Origin of the sequence: Faecalibacterium sp. Marseille-Q4896, assembly GCF_017377615.1 — a bacterium.
Taxonomy (GTDB): Bacteria; Bacillota; Clostridia; order Oscillospirales; family Ruminococcaceae; genus Faecalibacterium; species Faecalibacterium taiwanense.
Window position 1 is genome coordinate 23,903 of record NZ_JAFREG010000003.1, and the last position, 15,306, is coordinate 39,208.

At 49.0% G+C, this 15,306-nt stretch carries 18 protein-coding genes and 1 pseudogene; 12 read left to right on the plus strand and 7 right to left on the minus strand.

The genetic code is table 11. The features are described 5' to 3' along the window. Nucleotides 1-7: 7 nt before the first annotated feature. The 4 genes and pseudogenes from J3348_RS06275 (at nt 8) to J3348_RS06290 (ending at nt 1,744) form a co-directional block, all read left to right on the plus strand. Nucleotides 8-280, plus strand: coding sequence for a DUF4315 family protein (locus J3348_RS06275; protein ID WP_207698571.1), 273 nt, complete (start codon nt 8-10; stop codon nt 278-280). Next, entirely contained in the window at nt 264-995 is a 732-nt protein-coding gene (locus J3348_RS06280) for a DUF4366 domain-containing protein (protein WP_207698572.1), read from the plus strand. Before J3348_RS06275 ends, J3348_RS06280 begins: the two co-directional genes overlap by 17 nt. A 60-nt stretch (nt 996-1,055) precedes the next feature. Further along, nucleotides 1,056-1,373, plus strand: a pseudogene (locus J3348_RS06285) (toprim domain-containing protein); the annotation flags it as partial. Between the two features lie 89 nt (nt 1,374-1,462). Further along, a complete protein-coding gene (locus J3348_RS06290) occupies nt 1,463-1,744 on the plus strand; it encodes a DUF6061 family protein (protein WP_015536560.1) in 282 nt (93 codons plus the stop codon). 776 nt (nt 1,745-2,520) lie between these two features. Here J3348_RS06290 and J3348_RS06295 read toward each other — a convergent pair. The 6 genes from J3348_RS06295 to J3348_RS06320 form a co-directional block, all read right to left on the minus strand. After that, nucleotides 2,521-3,462, minus strand: a complete 942-nt coding sequence (locus J3348_RS06295; protein ID WP_207698574.1) for a trypsin-like serine protease — start codon at nt 3,460-3,462, stop codon at nt 2,521-2,523. A gap of 210 nt (nt 3,463-3,672) precedes the next feature. Next, entirely contained in the window at nt 3,673-4,380 is a 708-nt protein-coding gene (locus J3348_RS06300) for a hypothetical protein (protein WP_015536562.1), read from the minus strand. An 11-nt stretch (nt 4,381-4,391) separates the two neighbouring features. After that, the gene (locus J3348_RS06305) at nt 4,392-4,784 is read right to left on the minus strand and encodes a hypothetical protein (protein ID WP_223383318.1); all 393 of its coding nucleotides are present in this window, start codon (nt 4,782-4,784) and stop codon (nt 4,392-4,394) included. A 156-nt stretch (nt 4,785-4,940) separates the two neighbouring features. After that, nucleotides 4,941-5,327 (minus strand): hypothetical protein, encoded by a 387-nt coding sequence (locus J3348_RS06310; protein ID WP_223383317.1) that lies wholly within the window; start codon nt 5,325-5,327, stop codon nt 4,941-4,943. 171 nt (nt 5,328-5,498) lie between these two features. Beyond that, nucleotides 5,499-6,194 (minus strand): DUF4367 domain-containing protein, encoded by a 696-nt coding sequence (locus J3348_RS06315; RefSeq protein WP_005924698.1) that lies wholly within the window; start codon nt 6,192-6,194, stop codon nt 5,499-5,501. Further along, nucleotides 6,187-6,726, minus strand: coding sequence for a sigma-70 family RNA polymerase sigma factor (locus J3348_RS06320; RefSeq protein WP_223383315.1), 540 nt, complete (start codon nt 6,724-6,726; stop codon nt 6,187-6,189). The genes J3348_RS06315 and J3348_RS06320 overlap by 8 nt, the downstream gene beginning before the upstream one ends. An 80-nt stretch (nt 6,727-6,806) precedes the next feature. Between J3348_RS06320 and J3348_RS06325 the strand changes: the two genes are divergently transcribed. The 8 genes from J3348_RS06325 (at nt 6,807) to J3348_RS06360 (ending at nt 14,986) form a co-directional block, all read left to right on the plus strand. Then, nucleotides 6,807-7,130, plus strand: a complete 324-nt coding sequence (locus J3348_RS06325) for a DUF3847 domain-containing protein (RefSeq protein ID WP_005924694.1) — start codon at nt 6,807-6,809, stop codon at nt 7,128-7,130. A gap of 269 nt (nt 7,131-7,399) precedes the next feature. Further along, nucleotides 7,400-8,971 carry a MobQ family relaxase gene (mobQ, locus tag J3348_RS06330; RefSeq protein WP_347565373.1) on the plus strand — a complete coding sequence of 524 codons (1,572 nt, stop codon included), beginning with the start codon at nt 7,400-7,402 and terminating at the stop codon, nt 8,969-8,971. Nucleotides 8,972-8,983: 12 nt separating this feature from the next. Next, entirely contained in the window at nt 8,984-10,849 is a 1,866-nt protein-coding gene (locus J3348_RS06335) for an AAA family ATPase (RefSeq protein ID WP_207698576.1), read from the plus strand. A 106-nt stretch (nt 10,850-10,955) separates the two neighbouring features. Next, entirely contained in the window at nt 10,956-11,144 is a 189-nt protein-coding gene (locus tag J3348_RS06340) for a transposon-encoded TnpW family protein (protein WP_097779733.1), read from the plus strand. Nucleotides 11,145-11,217: 73 nt separating this feature from the next. Beyond that, nucleotides 11,218-12,831 (plus strand): helicase C-terminal domain-containing protein, encoded by a 1,614-nt coding sequence (locus tag J3348_RS06345; protein WP_242702899.1) that lies wholly within the window; start codon nt 11,218-11,220, stop codon nt 12,829-12,831. Continuing rightward, nucleotides 12,828-13,160, plus strand: coding sequence for a plasmid mobilization relaxosome protein MobC (mobC, locus tag J3348_RS06350; protein WP_207698577.1), 333 nt, complete (start codon nt 12,828-12,830; stop codon nt 13,158-13,160). Before J3348_RS06345 ends, mobC begins: the two co-directional genes overlap by 4 nt. A 109-nt stretch (nt 13,161-13,269) precedes the next feature. Beyond that, nucleotides 13,270-13,548, plus strand: a complete 279-nt coding sequence (locus J3348_RS06355) for a hypothetical protein (RefSeq protein ID WP_117506243.1) — start codon at nt 13,270-13,272, stop codon at nt 13,546-13,548. A gap of 55 nt (nt 13,549-13,603) precedes the next feature. Then, on the plus strand, nt 13,604-14,986 hold the full coding sequence (locus tag J3348_RS06360; protein WP_207698720.1) for a relaxase/mobilization nuclease domain-containing protein: 1,383 nt from the start codon (nt 13,604-13,606) through the stop codon (nt 14,984-14,986). 52 nt (nt 14,987-15,038) lie between these two features. On the opposite strand, the gene J3348_RS06365 is transcribed toward J3348_RS06360, so the two are convergent. Beyond that, complete coding sequence (locus tag J3348_RS06365) at nt 15,039-15,233, minus strand: DUF3873 family protein (RefSeq protein ID WP_117529620.1); 195 nt, start codon at nt 15,231-15,233, stop codon at nt 15,039-15,041. Nucleotides 15,234-15,306: the final 73 nt, after the last annotated feature.

Consider the following 15,306-nt stretch of genomic DNA (forward strand, 5'->3'; position numbering starts at 1 on the left):
GGACAATATGAGCGAAAAACTCGATAAACTGCGCGCTTCACTGGAAAAAGAGAAGGAACGGCGCATCAAGATCAACAATCGCATCGAAAGTCTGGAGCGGCGGATTCAGGAGGCCGAAGCCGCCGAGGTCAACGAGATGGTGCGCACGGCCAAGGTCACGCCGGAACAGCTCGCCGCCCTGCTGCGGCAGTCAGCCACCACCACCCCGAACCCGGCTGCGCTGTCCGCAGTCGGTGCCACATTCAGCAAGGAGGAAGATTCGGATGAAGATGATGAATAAGGTCGGCGCACTGCTGCTGTCGGCAGTGCTGTGTGTCGGTATGGCGGCTCCCGCATTTGCCTATGGCGGCGAGCCTGTTGAAGAAGTCGAGCAGCCTGTCCTGACGGACAGCAGCGAAGAAGATGCTGTTACCGTCACGGACGAAACTTCCGGCGCACTGACCCCGGAGGGCAATCTGACGCTGGTGGATGACTACCACACCAATTATTCGGACGGCTCCGGGCAGCAGTTCATCACGCTGGTCAGTAAGTCCGGCAATACGTTCTATCTGGTCATCGACCGCAACGCCAAGGGGCAGCAGACTGTTCACTTTATGAATCTGGTGGACGAAGCCGACCTGCTGGCACTGATGGAAGAAGATGCCGCTGATGCTTATACCGCTGAAAAGGAAGCGACGGCGCAGGCAGAGCAGGAGCGCAAACAGGCCGAGGAAGATGCGAAAAACGCTGCGGAAGAAGCGGCGGCATCCAGCACGGAACAGGCTGGTGGCAGCAAAGTTACGAAGTATGCTGCCACATTCTTAGGCGTTCTGGCTCTGGTCGGTCTAGCTGCTGGCGGTAGCATCTACGCTTTTATGAAGCAGAAGCAGAAAAAGCAGGCAGAAAAAGAAGCCCTTGACCCCGATGCAAACTACACCGAGGACAAGGGCGATTTTGAAATTCCTGTGGAGGATGAACCGGAAGAAGCCGGTGAGGAAGATACCGAACCCATCTGATTTTAAGGCGGCGTTTGCCGCCGTACATATTGCAATCAGAAACAGATTGGAGGGATTCTTATCGCAAAATTGATCGTGGCGGAAAAACCGTCCGTAGCCATGTCCTACGCCAAGGTTCTCGGTGCCACCAAACGTCAGGATGGATACCTTGAGGGCAACGGTTATCTGGTAAGCTGGTGCGTGGGTCATCTGGTAGAGCTGGCACCGCCCAATGTCTACGATGCCAAATACGTCAAGTGGAGCATTGCAGACTTGCCCATCCTGCCGCAAAAGTGGCAGTATCTGGTGTCTGCGTCCACCAAAAAGCAATTTGGTGTCCTGCAAAAGCTGATGCACCGCCCGGATGTGGATAGCATCGTGAACAGTTGCGATGCAGGATAGTGCGGTTGGGTGACTCAAGAGAAAGAAAAAAGAGACCTCATCTCGTCAAAAAACTAAATCATAAAAGCATCAAAGAGGGCATTCAAATGAAACAAAATCGAATTTTTGACCAGAATAGTTCTCAAAAAGCACGTTCTTGGCACTATAATATGGACACCAACCGAGCGGAAGCCCAGTTCGCTGATGGCTCTGCCATTGCCATTGACTGCCTTGCCATCGAGGACGAATACGGCAATACCCCGGCACAGCGAGCTGAACTTGATTGGCTACTATACAACAAGCCCTTGGAGTGCGTCCAGCTTGTGCTGAGTGGTGAGATTGAGCATTATCTCTCACTTGGCTGTGACCATGGCAAACTGAAAGACTAACCTCTAAATAGGCCAAACAACCCGCTACTTGCAGTCGCTGCAAATGGCGGGTTGTTTGCTTATTTTAAGTTTTTCCTTTGCTCATAGTAGTGCAAAATCAATGTAGTGCAAAATCAATGGCCCAACGGTCAAAGAAATCACAAATATCAGGCAAATCTACTGGTTTCTTATAAATGTCATTCTAAAATTCAATGGATTTTGCTATTTCTAGCACTTGTTTTTTCGACACGAAAGTCGATTTAACCCTATATTTTATGTATCTCTCGATGATTTCAAGTTTGCCATTTTGGGGGCTTGATTATTGAGAAAATTCTAAATTCCAAAAAGGTCTATCATTTTCATCAATCGCATCGTTATTGAGAATAAGCACTGCACCACCACTTAACAGAGGAGGCAGCTGTAAATAGCTTATATTATTTATTGAGAAAATGAAACGCTATTGCAACAGTTGAATACTGTATATTTTATCAAATTGATACGGATCTGATAGCAACACCTTACCGTTTGATATCACAAGAATGCTTTCGCCTTCTTTAAGATACGACAACTGAAGATTTCCTTTCAAGTAGTTTGATACGCCATAAATTATATAATTGTCATCCGTATCATATAATTGATTTTTTGCAGTCGCATAAATACAATTGTTCTTCAGGTCAACTTCTTCAATTATAAGTTCCGATTTTTTTCTTCCGAATGTATTCGATTGAAATAGAATGCAGAGAACCACTGCCACAAATGCTATGCCAACCATAATCTTCCGTTTGCATTTCATTTTATCAACCTCTGTATGAAAGGAACAGCGTATAAAGCGATTGTGTTATTCTCAATGCCCCTGTATAAGAAGTTGGATATGAAGAACCATCAATTGTGCTTCCATCTTTATGGATTCCGATAGCTACATACCCAGCTCCAGAAATATATTCTACAAGAGGACCACCACTAAAGCCACCTGTCAAATCCCAATCGCCCTTGAGATATTTTGAAGTCTGACTTCTAATATACCCAGAAGATTTACACATCCGATATCTCGCATCGGCACCATTTATTTGGCTCGGATAGCCATAAGCATACACCAACTGTGATGATGAATAATTGCTAGACTGCCAATGTAACCCAAGCCATCCCGTTTTCGTTCCTAAATTATTCTTGAGCGTAATAATCGCCCAATCCTCCGAACTTGTTCCAGCAAGATAAGAATCACTAACAATCATCGAACTTGCCGATACATTTTCGCTTCCAAAAGGTTTACTATTATCAGATCGAGCAGGTGCGACATTTACCGACTTAACGTAGGCTTTTTCCTTTATACTGTATAGATTTATACTGTATAGATTATGTGCTGCTGTTGCAAGTGCATTAGGCCCAATCATAAATCCAGAACCATAATTTGTCCCTCCATTATTGGTCGTTATCTGTAGGCATACCGTACTACAATATGGTGTTGCCGTTGGATTATCAACAACAGTGATATCATTGCTTCCGATAATCGCATACAGATCGGATAGATCAATATCCGAAATCTTTCCATTTGGAAAATAGCCTGCAGTTGTCTCTCCATCCGTGAAGGAATTGGTTTCAACTATAATTTCCTCTATAGATTCTTCTTTTGTATCAAAATCGTATCTATGGTATCTCTCGATATGAGATTTGCTTCCATCACTTTGATTATCTGCAAAAGCAGTCAGCCCAGAGTTAAGCTCCATTGAAGAAAGAGCCACAATCCCACTTGCTTTCAAAAAAATTCTACGAGATATTTTTTCACTAGCTATTTTAATTTTCCTTCTTTACTTTTAGAGTATACACAAGATTTCTTATACATCAGTTGCTCTGCATTGGAAACACCTCCGTAAAATTTTTCATACGTTAGAGCCATCCTTATTTTAGATTTCAACTTTTACTTTCGCAAAAAAATAAATACCACTGATTTTTTATCCAATAGCCGTGCTAAGATTTATCTCTATGGGATTCAACACATGCGTCTGCTGGCACAACCAAGCCCAATTGTTCACTGTAGTAGTAAACAAGTCGTCATAGTTGTTGTCATATGCAAAATCAAATGTGTCATGAACGGTAATCAAGTAATACATTATAGAATTACCAATCATGAAGCCTGTTCCAGAGGTGCTTACCCTATGCAATGCATAGAATAAATCTGCATTATCAGACTTTTGAATTGTAAAAGACCAACTTCCTCCACTAAAATCTTTCAAGCCACTATTAAGTACTTTGTTTTTATAATTATTAAAAACTGTTGTCGTGTTTAACTTGTCAAGCAATGGCGTCGAAGAATCCGTCACACTCTCAGAATAGTCAATATTATATACAGAGAATTCAACCATAAGAGCCGCACATTCATATCCCTTATCCCGTGCAATTTGCGCAGCTGCCAACCATGCAAGCTGTGTATTATTTAACAAATTTCCAGATGCACGTGTTTGATCTTCATCTTTCATCTTATCGATAAACTTATTTAATTCATCTATCGACATTCCCGAAAAATCAACATGATACTTATCATTCATGCTTTGAATAACAGGATTGCTAGCTTTACGGCTGCTTATGTTAGCAGCATAAGACACAGTATTTATCGAAAACAAAAAACACACTGAAAGAATTAATGATACGAACCTCTTCATAACGAACCTCCTTAAATTCTGTACTCTACTATATAAATTGTGTGCTTCTCATCATCCCAGACAACGAGACTAAAATTCACATCTTCAGAATGTAAAAGCAATGTATTCATTTCGGCTTCCGAGCGTAGTTCCTTATGCTGACTATTATCATAAAGAAAAAAATTTCCACTTGCAATTTCAGGAATCACAAAATCTAATCCAAAATATGACGACACATTTTTTAATATAGAAGATATGGTTGGAGAATCATTAATTTTCTCCCATGAATCGAGTTGATGAATAATTTTGGCTGCATCCACATCGTAGTATACCGCTAACATTATCCCATCATTTTGCAATCCGCCATAAGCCTCATATATCAACGATTCAGAGTATGTTGCTTTTCCAATTTTGAATTGTTTCAAATAATCTCGTTTTTCATATTTGCTTTTTCTTCCAAGCATAAAGCCCAAAAGCAAGCACAGTGCGACTATAGCTAGGTATCGGATAACTCGCGTTGGTCTCGCCTTTATAATTACCTCACACCTTTCTAACTTGCTGAAATATATAACAAACTCCACTTATCTACTGGTACTTCCGGTAATGGTTTCGCTCCGTCCATCGGAATAGCTAAAGGTCGCAGAATACTCAAGCCTATAAGATTTTCCGGGCTTAGTGTTAAAGCTACTGCTCACCATGCAGGTTGAGGTCGTGCTGCTGTTTGAGCAGCTACTTACTTTTTGCCATGTTCCAATTGTCCCCTTTTCATAGAGAACGCCTGAAACGCTGATTTTCTTTACTCCAGTTCGAGTCTGGGCATCAACCTGATAGTATGTTTGGTAAATAGATCCGTTGACCGTACTATCGCCTACATACCGTTCAGACTTTTCAGCGGCCATTGCGGTGCAGGCAAAGCTCAAGAGAATCACCGCTGAAACAACAATGGACAACAAACGCTTTTTCGACATAGACATACACCTCCGTTTTTTTGCTCCCATCAAGAGCCTTTGTATAATCAACGCAATTCGCATTCGCTTCGTTTCAATTTTCAGGAGAAAATTTTTCAAATTTTCCATCTTTGTAAGTTCAGACAAAAAGAAAGCCAGACATTTGTGAACTCTCACAAGTGTCCAGCTTTCTTAACGGATACCTTCCGCAATTTTCATAATCTCATCGTATGGAATGTTTCCCATAACGGTATGTGTAATCCCCCGATGTTCCCAACTTAGAGTATAAACATTCTTTCCATGTTCATCCGTACTGGTTCCAAGTACACCATCTGCTTCTCCGACCTTTACGGTTTCGTACACTGTATGCTCATTATCAAACAGGGACTGCTGCCCTGGCTGGATAATTGAGCAACGGACTGTGTAGCTTTCCTCTGTTTCTTTTGACGAGTAAACATGTAAAAAGTTTTCTGCTCGCTCAAATTTCTGCACATCGTCCATTTCAAAGCCGTTCGGCACATAATGGTCGCTGTATCCATCCGGGAGCCACTCCAGCGGTTCGCCATCCACCTGATAAGTCAGCTGCATCTCAATGGGCAGAAATTTTTGAATCATCGTATAGACTGCCCTGCGGAAATCAGCGCTGACCGCAAGAGCACCAACCGTCAGCATTACGAGTGTCAATGCCGCAATTAGTACTCGTTTCAACACTGGGTGGTGCTTTTTCTTCTTTAAGGCCTCTGTCATTCGTTCGTCCCATTGGGACGTATCTGGGTAGATTTCCTCAAACTGCTTTGGCGTTGGAAGCGAATCCAGTTCTCTTTGCGCATCTGCACGAAGTGCCATCATCAAAGCCGCATCAAATGAAATGTCTGTCCGCTCACTCATGGCTGTTCATCTCCTTCCATAATAGTTTTCGTCCTCGAAAGAGCCGTGTTCGTACCACTTCATCCGTTAATCCCAGCGATTTTGCAATCTCACGGTTTGTATATCCCATTGCCAAAAGGCGTAGCGGATCACGGTACATCGGTTTCATTTGGCCAATCAGTTCTGTTAGACGTTCAATGTTATCGGTGCTAACTGCTGCATCATCCGGCACCGGAGCGGCATCTGGTTCGTTTGGGACATCTTCCAGCAATTCTTCTCGTTGTTTGCGAAGCATATCATATGCACGGCTTCTACTACAACTAACGAGATAAGCAGCGAGTTCGTGACAGTTTTCTCGATGAATTTTAGAAAAATTTTTTGCAACGTACAAAAATACCTCTTGTAGCACATCCTCTGCCAGATACGAATCATCCATGATTTTGTAAGCGGTATGGTAAACCAGCCGTTTGTATGTATTGTACACCTCGGTAAAATCTTCTTCAAAGTTTCGATCATCAAGCACACTTAGATATAACGCAAGCAACGCAGTCACCTCTATTCACATTGATTGTGTGTAGTGTACCACGAACCAATAAAAATGTCGAATACAACCAACTTTTGAAAAGGAGCGTGATGCCATTGACCCAACCGAAAACCGATCTCGCCTATCTCCGCAGCGAGAAAGCCAAAGCAGAACAGCAGCTGCGCTACTACCAGCACCGGGAGAAAATTCTGGAACACCAGATACCGGAGCTGACCCGCAAGGCCCGTGTGCATCGGCTGTGTACCCGTGCCGGAATGCTGGAAAGTTTTCTGATTGCGCCGGAAGAACTCACCAACGATCAGGTGATGGAGCTGCTGAAAATTGCGTTCCGTCAGCCGGAAGTTGCGCTGGCTCTTGCAAAGATGATTCACGACCTGCACGAAAGCCGCAGCGTTCCGCACCCTTTAGAATAAAGGGCGCAATTATACACCGTTCCGGTGAAATTGCGGTCTTGCAGACGGCTCGATGAAATCGAAGCTGGCGTTTGTGCGCCAGCCCGATTCCATCCCAAGGAAAACTGCATTTTCCTTGCGCTGCTTTGCAGCTATCCTTTTGCGGCTCCCGCCTGAGATCGAAGCGCATGGCACTCCGTTCTAAGGCGGCGAGCAAAACCGAATACAATTCCAGACCGTTCACCAAGAGCAATCTTGCTGGGCGGTCTTTTTGTTTGGGGGTGATGCCTATTCCGTGTCCGCATTTCAAAATTACCATCGTCAAGCGCAGCCAAGGGCAGTCCGCTGTTGCCGGGGCCGCTTACCAAAGCGGCGAACGGCTGTTCAGCGAGTACGACCAGAGAACAAAATTCTACAACAAGAAGAAAGAGCTTGTCCACGCTGAGATCATGCTGCCATCCTATGCGCCGCCCGGATATGCAGACCGGGCGACCCTCTGGAACGCCGTAGAAGCTGTGGAGAACCAGTGGAACTCCCAGCTTGCCCGGCGCATCGTGCTGGCGTTCCCGGTGGAGGTGCCGAAGGAGCAGTATTTGTCCATGATAAAAGAGTTTTGTCAGGAGCAGTTTGTTTCCAAAGGGATGATTGCCGACTTTGCCATCCACGACAAGGGAGATGGAAACCCACACGCTCACATTCTGCTGACGCTCCGGGCAATAGATGAACACGGCAAGTGGCTCCCGAAAGCCAGAAAGGTGTACGACCTTGACGAGAACGGTGAGCGCATCCGGCTCGCTTCCGGCAACTGGAAGTGCCACAAGGAAAACACGGTGGACTGGAACGACCAGAAGTATGCCGAGGTCTGGCGGCATGGCTGGGAGACCATTACCAACCGCTATTTGGAAGCGGCTGGCCGCCCGGAACGTGTTGACCTGCGCTCCTTTGAGCGACAGGGCATCCAGCAGATACCGACCGTGCATCTCGGTCCCGCCGCACACCAGATGGAAAAGCGTGGAGTGGAAACTTTTCTCGGCAACCTGAACCGGGATATTCGCGCCGCCAATAGCCTGATGCAGTCCATCCGCAGTGCGATTCGTGGGCTGCAACGCTGGATCGCAGACCTGAATGAAAAGAAGCAACTTCTTCTGGACGCTCTGGAAAAGGCGAAGGAACCCACGCTGTCCGATTTGCTGGTGAACTACCTCAACCTCCGCAACGAGCAGCGCAGCGATTGGTCTGGCAGGGCAAAACTGAAATGCACTGTCCGAGACTTTGAAGAAGTCAAACAGGCGGTGGACTACCTGAAAGCCCATTCCCTGAACACCATCGAGGATTTGGACACTGCAATTTCTAACCTGAACCAGACCGCCGCTCCACTCCGCAGACAGTTGAAGCAGAACGAAAACCGTATGCGGGCAATCGCTCAGATCAAGGATGCTGCCGCCGTCCATGCCAAGCTGAAACCTGTCCATGATACCTTTATCAAGAAGAACTTCAAGCTGACCAAGGACGCTTATGCCGCCCAGCACAAGGACGAGTTGGAATCATTCAACAAAGCCGTCCGCACCCTGATGAAGCTGAACGGCAGCACCGCGGTGGATGTTTCGGCATTGGATGCCGAATTTTCTGCGCTGCAATCCGGCAGCGCAGAACTGCGTACCAAACTGGAAACCTTGCAGCCGGACGTCTCTGCCCTGAAAAATATCCGCAAGTATATTGACATGGTGCTGAATAAGCAACAGCTTTCCGCACCGGGCGGCAAGACCCCGGAGAAGCAATCGGTGCTGAAAAAGCTGGAAGAAGCCAAGGCGGCGCAGACCACAAAGAAAACGGAAACGAAAAATCACACACAGGAGATTTAAGGAGGGAGCAGCATGACCTACACCCAAGCCCAGATTGACAAAGCCAATGCGGTGGATCTGGAAAAATTTCTCCGGGCACAGGGCGAAACGCTGGTGCGCAGCGGAAAAGAATATCGCTGGAAAGCCCACGACAGCCTGACCATTTGCGGAAACAAATGGTTCCGGCACAGCCAGAGCAAGGGCGGCTTGCCGGTGGATTTCGTGATGGAATTTTACGGCAAGTCTTTCCCCGAAGCGGTGCAGATGCTGACCGGAGAGCCGGGCGAAGCCCAGCCGGAGGCTGGTCCCGCCCCCTCTCCGGCGTTTCGTCTGCCGCTGCGGAACGTCACCAACGCCAACATCCTGAACTATCTGACACAGGAGCGGAAACTCAGCCCCTCGCTGGTGAACTTCTTTATCGCTGCCGGAGATATTTATGAGGACGCCGCCCACCACAACGTGGTCTTTGTGGGGCGGGATGCAGACGGGCATCCCCACTACGCAAGCAGCCGTGGGATTCGGGAAAAGTTTCGGCAGGATGCGACCGGTGCAGAAAAGGCGTTTGGCTTTGCCCACCGTGGCACTGACAAGCAGTTGCTGGTCTTTGAAGCCCCCATCGACCTGCTGTCCTTCATCGAACTGTTCCCGAAAAACTGGCAGCAGCACAATTATCTGTCGCTGAGCGGGGTGTCGGGCAAGGCGCTGCGGCAATTCCTCTCGGAACGCCCGGACGTGGAGCGGGTGTTCCTCTGTCTGGATGCCGACAAAGCCGGAGAGGATGCCTGCAAGCGGCTGACGGCGCTGCTGCCGGACACGGTGAGCGTGACCCGCATCCAGCCCTGTATGAAAGACTGGAACGATGTTCTGGTGCACCGGGCAGAGATCCCGAACCGCAATTATTTCAAGAGCATCGTGCTGAAAGAGCCGTCAAAACCGGAAACTGTGAAGATTATCCGCATGAGCGATGTGGAGCTGACCCCGGTGGAATGGCTCTGGAAACCGTATCTGCCCTTTGGAAAGCTCAGCGTGTTGCAAGGCAATCCCGGTGAGGGCAAGACCTATTTTGCCATGCACCTTGCCGCTGCCTGCACCAACGGAAAGCTGCTGCCCAACATGGAGCGCATGGAGCCCTTCAACGTGATCTACCAGACCGCAGAGGACGGTCTGGGCGATACGGTCAAGCCCCGCCTGATCGAAGCAGGTGCAGACCTTGACCGGGTGCTGGTCATTGACGACAGCGAGGCGCAGCTGACACTCTCCGATGAACGAATTGAAAAAGCCATTGTCGAGAACAACGCCCGACTGGTCATCATCGACCCAATCCAGGCGTATCTCGGTGCCGATGTGGACATGAACCGGGCGAACGAGGTGCGCCCCATCTTCATGCGGCTGGGACAGGTAGCGCAGCGAACAGGCTGCGCTATTTTGCTGATTGGGCATCTGAACAAGGCCGCTGGAATGCAGAGCTTGCAGCGGGGCCTCGGCTCCATCGACATTGCTGCCGCCGTGCGCAGCGTCATGTTCATCGGCAAGCTGAAGCACGACCCCACCATGCGCATCTTGACCCACGAGAAAAGTTCTCTTGCCCCGCCGGGAGCGTCACTGGCGTTCTCTCTGGGGGACGAGGGTGGCTTCCGCTGGGTCGGCGAGTACGACATTACCGCAGACGAGATGCTGTCCGGCATCGAGCCGCAACGGGAAACCAAGACCCAGCAAGCCAAAGACCTGATCTGCACCCTGCTTGCCGGAGGAAAGCAGGTGCTCAGCGAGGACATCGACAAGGCTGCACTGGAAAGGGGCATCCCCGGCAGAACTGTCCGGGATGCAAAACGGGAACTGGGCGATGCCCTGAAAAGCAAGATCGTGGAAGGCCGCAAGAAGGTCTTTTGGATGGAATAAGCCATTTGACTGGCAGAAAAATTTGGCTGGCAAGAAAATCATGGTACACCCACAGTTGCCAGTCTGCCAGCCAAATTCAGAAAATGACGATAAAAGGAGAAATTCAATGGAAAATCAGAATTCGAGTTATTCGGTGCAGATCGGTAAAACCACCTTTATTGTGTGCGTGAAGCAGTCCGAAACTGCCAAAAAGCCGATTGAAAAGATGTTCAAGGATATGTGCAGACACGAGGTCACACGGGACTTCCTTGCAGACAACCTGATGAATTTAGAAAAATTACCGAAAACCTCTTGACGAAGTCCAGCCCGAAGGAACCGGCTACCGTGCGCGCACACGTTTTGCCAAGTTCTTTAACCTGCCGGAGCTGATGAATATGTTCAAGGAGGCAGCGGACATCAAGACTTCCGACCAGTTGCATCTGCCTGTTCCGGAAGCCAAGTTTGAAACTGTCGTGGTCAAACCTTCGGAAATCCAGCAGGACATGGTGAAGTCCCTGAGCGAACGTGCTGCTGAGGTGCATAGCGGTGCGGTTGACCCCTCGGTGGACAATATGCTGAAGATCACCTCGGACGGACGTAAAATCGGCCTTGACCAGCGGCTGATGAATCCGCTCACCCCGGATGACCCGGACAGCAAGCTGAATGCCTGTGTCGACAATGTTCTGCGTATCTGGAACGAAACCAAAGAGGATAATCTGACGCAGCTGATTTTCTGCGATATGTCCACGCCCAAGGGAGACGGCTCGTTCAATGTCTACGATGATATTCGCACAAAGCTGCTTGCCGCCGGGGTGCCGGAATCGGAGGTCGAGTTCATCCACAACGCTGATACTGAAGGTAAGAAAGCGGATTTGTTCTCCAAAGTCCGCAGCGGCAAGGTGCGTGTCCTGCTGGGCAGCACTGCAAAGATGGGCGCAGGCACCAATGTCCAGACCCTGCTGGTGGCCGTGCATCATCTGGATGTAGGCTGGCGACCGTCCGATATGACCCAACGCAACGGCCGAATCATCCGTCAGGGCAACAAAAACAAACAAGTTTACGTCTATAATTACGTCACGGAGGGGACATTCGACGCCTACCTCTGGCAAACGCTGGAAAACAAGCAGAAGTTTATTTCGCAGATCATGACGAGCAAATCTCCGATGCGCTCCTGTGATGATGTGGATGAGCAGGCTCTTTCGTATGCCGAGGTCAAGGCCCTATGCGCAGGCGACCCGCGCATCCGGGAAAAGATGGATCTGGATGTGCAGGTAGCAAGGCTCAAGGTGCTGCGCTCGGATTACCAGAACCAAAAATATCGTCTGGAAGATAAGCTGCTCAAGCATTACCCGGAGGAAATTCAGAAAGCGAAGAACCGTATTGCGGCTCTGAAAAACGATGCCCAAATCGCAGACGCACACCCGCAGGATAAGGAGAACTTCTGCGGCATGACGATCAAGGGCATGGTGTTCGATGAGAAAAAAGCAGCTGGTGAGCGGCTGATGCTCGCCTGCAAGGAGATGCCGAATGCGGATATGATGCTGCTGGGCACCTATCGCGGCTTTGAGCTGAACATTCGCTTTGACAGTTTCAAGAATGAGCATCAAATCGTTCTCCGCGGCGAGCTGAGTTATCCGGTACCGCTGGGCGATGACCCTCGCGGCAACATCGTCCGTCTGGACAATGCCATCGGCAATTTTGCCGACCGCATTGCCGATGCTGAGGCCGCACTGGATTCTCTGGAACAGCAAAAGCAGGCCGCAGAGGTTGAAATCGCCAAGCCGTTTGCGCAGGAGGAAGAACTGCAAACCAAGTCTGCCCGCCTTGCAGAATTGGATGCGCTGTTGAACATGGAGCATCAGTCCAGCCGGACAGAACCCGAAGCGGAAGAAAAGCCGGATGCCCGCCCCTCTGTGCTGGCAGCTCTGGAAGAAAAGGCTGATAAAGTGGAGCCTGTCCGACCATTCAAATCTTACTTGGATAAGGATGGTGATGCCCGGTGAACGACCGTCGCGACCAGCAGCTCCATTTCCGGGTCAGCAAAGTCGAACTGGAACGCATTCGTCAGAAGATGGAAAGTTGCGGTATTTTGAGCATTGGCTCTTATCTGCGAAAAATGGCTCTGGATGGTTACTGCCTGAATCTTGATTTACCACAGCTGCGTCGGATGGCGTACCTTCTTCAGAATTGCAGCAACAACCTGAATCAGGTGGCGAAACGGGCCAATGAAAGCGGGCAGTTCTATGCCGCCGATTTAGAGGACTTGCGTAGTCGGTTGGATGAGCTGATAGCTATTGGCAAGCAACTTCTCGCCAAACTCACCGAACTCTAAAAAATTTCCCGCAGTAGGAGGCTGCGGGTTTACATAACGGTTGACATCCTTGCAAGGCAAGGGGCGATACCTTTATAATAGGGGCGAAAAAGAAAGGCTGGTGTTTGATATGAGGTTTTTATTCAAGATGATGCTTGCCCCGATCTCTCTGTTCGTGGCTTTTCTGGCTCTGATGGCAAAGTGGCTGCTTACTCTGTCCAGCTATGTTGTCGCGCCGTTGATGCTGTATATCTTTGGCTGCGGCATCTACACCGTCTACCGCCAGACTTGGGATCAATTTCTGATTCTGCTGGTTGCCGAATTTCTCTGCTTTGTCCTTTTTGTCGGCGCAACTGCAATGGTGGAGGGCGTTGAGAAATTCAGCGGTTGGCTCCGGGACCTGATTTGATTTTGAATCTTCTTGCCGCCTTCGGGCGGCTTTTTCATTTAGGAGGTGATCTGCTCTGGCTGCTACTCGTCTGATCGCACTGCATCAGCACAAAGGAAAATCTATTGCCGCCTGCCTGAAAGACCGCACCAACTATGCACAGAATCCTGACAAGACTGAAAAAGGCGAACTTGTCAGCAGCTATCAATGCAGCCCGCTTACTGTGGACGAGGAGTTCATGCTCACAAAAAAGCTGTACGAGCAGGCCACCGGGCGCAGCCAAAAAAGTAACATTATCGCCTATCAGATACGGCAATCTTTCCGGCCTGGTGAAATTACGGCTGAAGAAGCAAACCGCATCGGTTATGAGTTGGCCTCCCGGTTTCTGAAAGGCAAACACGCTTTTATCGTTGCAACGCATACCGATCGGGAACACATCCACAATCACATTATCTATAACTCGACCACTCTGGACGGCACAAGAAAATTCCGGGATTTTTTCTTTTCCGGTCTGGCAGTGCAGCGGTTGAGCGACCTGATTTGTCTGGAGCATCAGCTGTCAGTCATTGAAAAGAAGCCTTACCGGGAACGGCAGAAGCGCATCACTTACCCCCCAAAGGAAAGCAACCGCGACCGGCTGTGCAGTGTAATCGACGAGATTTTGCAGCAGAAGCCCACCGACTACGAAGATTTTCTGCAAAAACTGGAACAGCAGGGCTATGAAATCAAACGCGGCAAATACACTTCCGTTAAAGGCGCACGGCAGAAACGCTTTATCCGGTTCAAGACACTGGGTGCCGGGTACAGCGAGGATGAAATCAAAGCAGTCATTGCCGGAAAAGCCGAACACCGCCCACATCAGAAGCAACCTCCCAAAGAGCAGCCGTTCCAGTTGCTGGTTGACATTCAAGCAAAACTTGCCGAGGGCAAGGGCGGTGGATACGAGCGTTGGGCGAAGAAGCATAACCTGAAAGAGATGTCCAAAACGCTGATTTTTTTGCAGGAGCAGAAAATCGGCAGTGCGGATGAGCTGAAAGAGCGTGCTGATGCTGCACTTTCTCGCCATCACAAACTGGGCGATTCCATCAAGGCCGCCGAGAAGCGTATGGCAGAAATCGCCGTCCTCCGGGCGCACATCGTCAACTATGCCAAGACCCGGCCTGTATACGATGCTTACCGTAAATCCGGGTACTGCTCCAAATTTTTGGAAGCGCACCGGGAAGAAGTCACGCTGCATAAGACGGCGAAAGCCGCTTTCAATGAATCTGGCCTGAAAAAGCTGCCCAAAGTGAAAGACCTGAATGCAGAGTATTCGGCTTTGCTCACCAAGAAAAAAGCACTCTACCCAGAGTACCGAAAGGCGCGGGATGAGATGCAGGACATCGTAAAAGCGCAGAAGAATGTGGAACTGTTCTTTGCGGAGGAAAAGGACAGCAAAGAAAAAGAGCAAATCCGATAAGCCAAGACCGCCGAGAGCCTGACCTTTTATGGTCGGTTCTCGGCGGTCTTTTTTAGTTTATATAGCAGCGATCTTGTGTTACGAGCCAGTCCTCGCACAACCGCTGGGCTTCATCCATGGTTTTGCAAGTGCAATTGAACAGTCTGCCGTGCAGCGAACAGTAAGTATACCGAACTTTCGGTACGCCGTTTTCGTCCTGAAATTTCGTGTAGCGTTCCTCACCGGGCATCAGGTAAAGCTGTTCCATCTCTGCATCCGTCCTCTCTTTTTCGTGTGTCAGGCACACAACGCATTCATTTTACCACGGATGCCATGACTGC

Coding starts and splice junctions, on each gene's coding strand:
- J3348_RS06280 (WP_207698572.1), top strand. CDS start 264: ATGAAGATGATGAATAAGGTCGGCGCACTGCTGCTGTCGGCAGTGCTG.
- J3348_RS06310 (WP_223383317.1), bottom strand. CDS start 5,327: ATGTCGAAAAAGCGTTTGTTGTCCATTGTTGTTTCAGCGGTGATTCTC.
- J3348_RS06290 (WP_015536560.1), top strand. CDS start 1,463: ATGAAACAAAATCGAATTTTTGACCAGAATAGTTCTCAAAAAGCACGT.
- J3348_RS06340 (WP_097779733.1), top strand. CDS start 10,956: ATGGAAAATCAGAATTCGAGTTATTCGGTGCAGATCGGTAAAACCACC.
- J3348_RS06275 (WP_207698571.1), top strand. CDS start 8: ATGAGCGAAAAACTCGATAAACTGCGCGCTTCACTGGAAAAAGAGAAG.
- J3348_RS06300 (WP_015536562.1), bottom strand. CDS start 4,380: ATGAAGAGGTTCGTATCATTAATTCTTTCAGTGTGTTTTTTGTTTTCG.
- J3348_RS06345 (WP_242702899.1), top strand. CDS start 11,218: ATGAATATGTTCAAGGAGGCAGCGGACATCAAGACTTCCGACCAGTTG.
- J3348_RS06355 (WP_117506243.1), top strand. CDS start 13,270: ATGAGGTTTTTATTCAAGATGATGCTTGCCCCGATCTCTCTGTTCGTG.
- J3348_RS06325 (WP_005924694.1), top strand. CDS start 6,807: ATGCCATTGACCCAACCGAAAACCGATCTCGCCTATCTCCGCAGCGAG.
- J3348_RS06335 (WP_207698576.1), top strand. CDS start 8,984: ATGACCTACACCCAAGCCCAGATTGACAAAGCCAATGCGGTGGATCTG.
- J3348_RS06315 (WP_005924698.1), bottom strand. CDS start 6,194: ATGAGTGAGCGGACAGACATTTCATTTGATGCGGCTTTGATGATGGCA.
- J3348_RS06365 (WP_117529620.1), bottom strand. CDS start 15,233: ATGGAACAGCTTTACCTGATGCCCGGTGAGGAACGCTACACGAAATTT.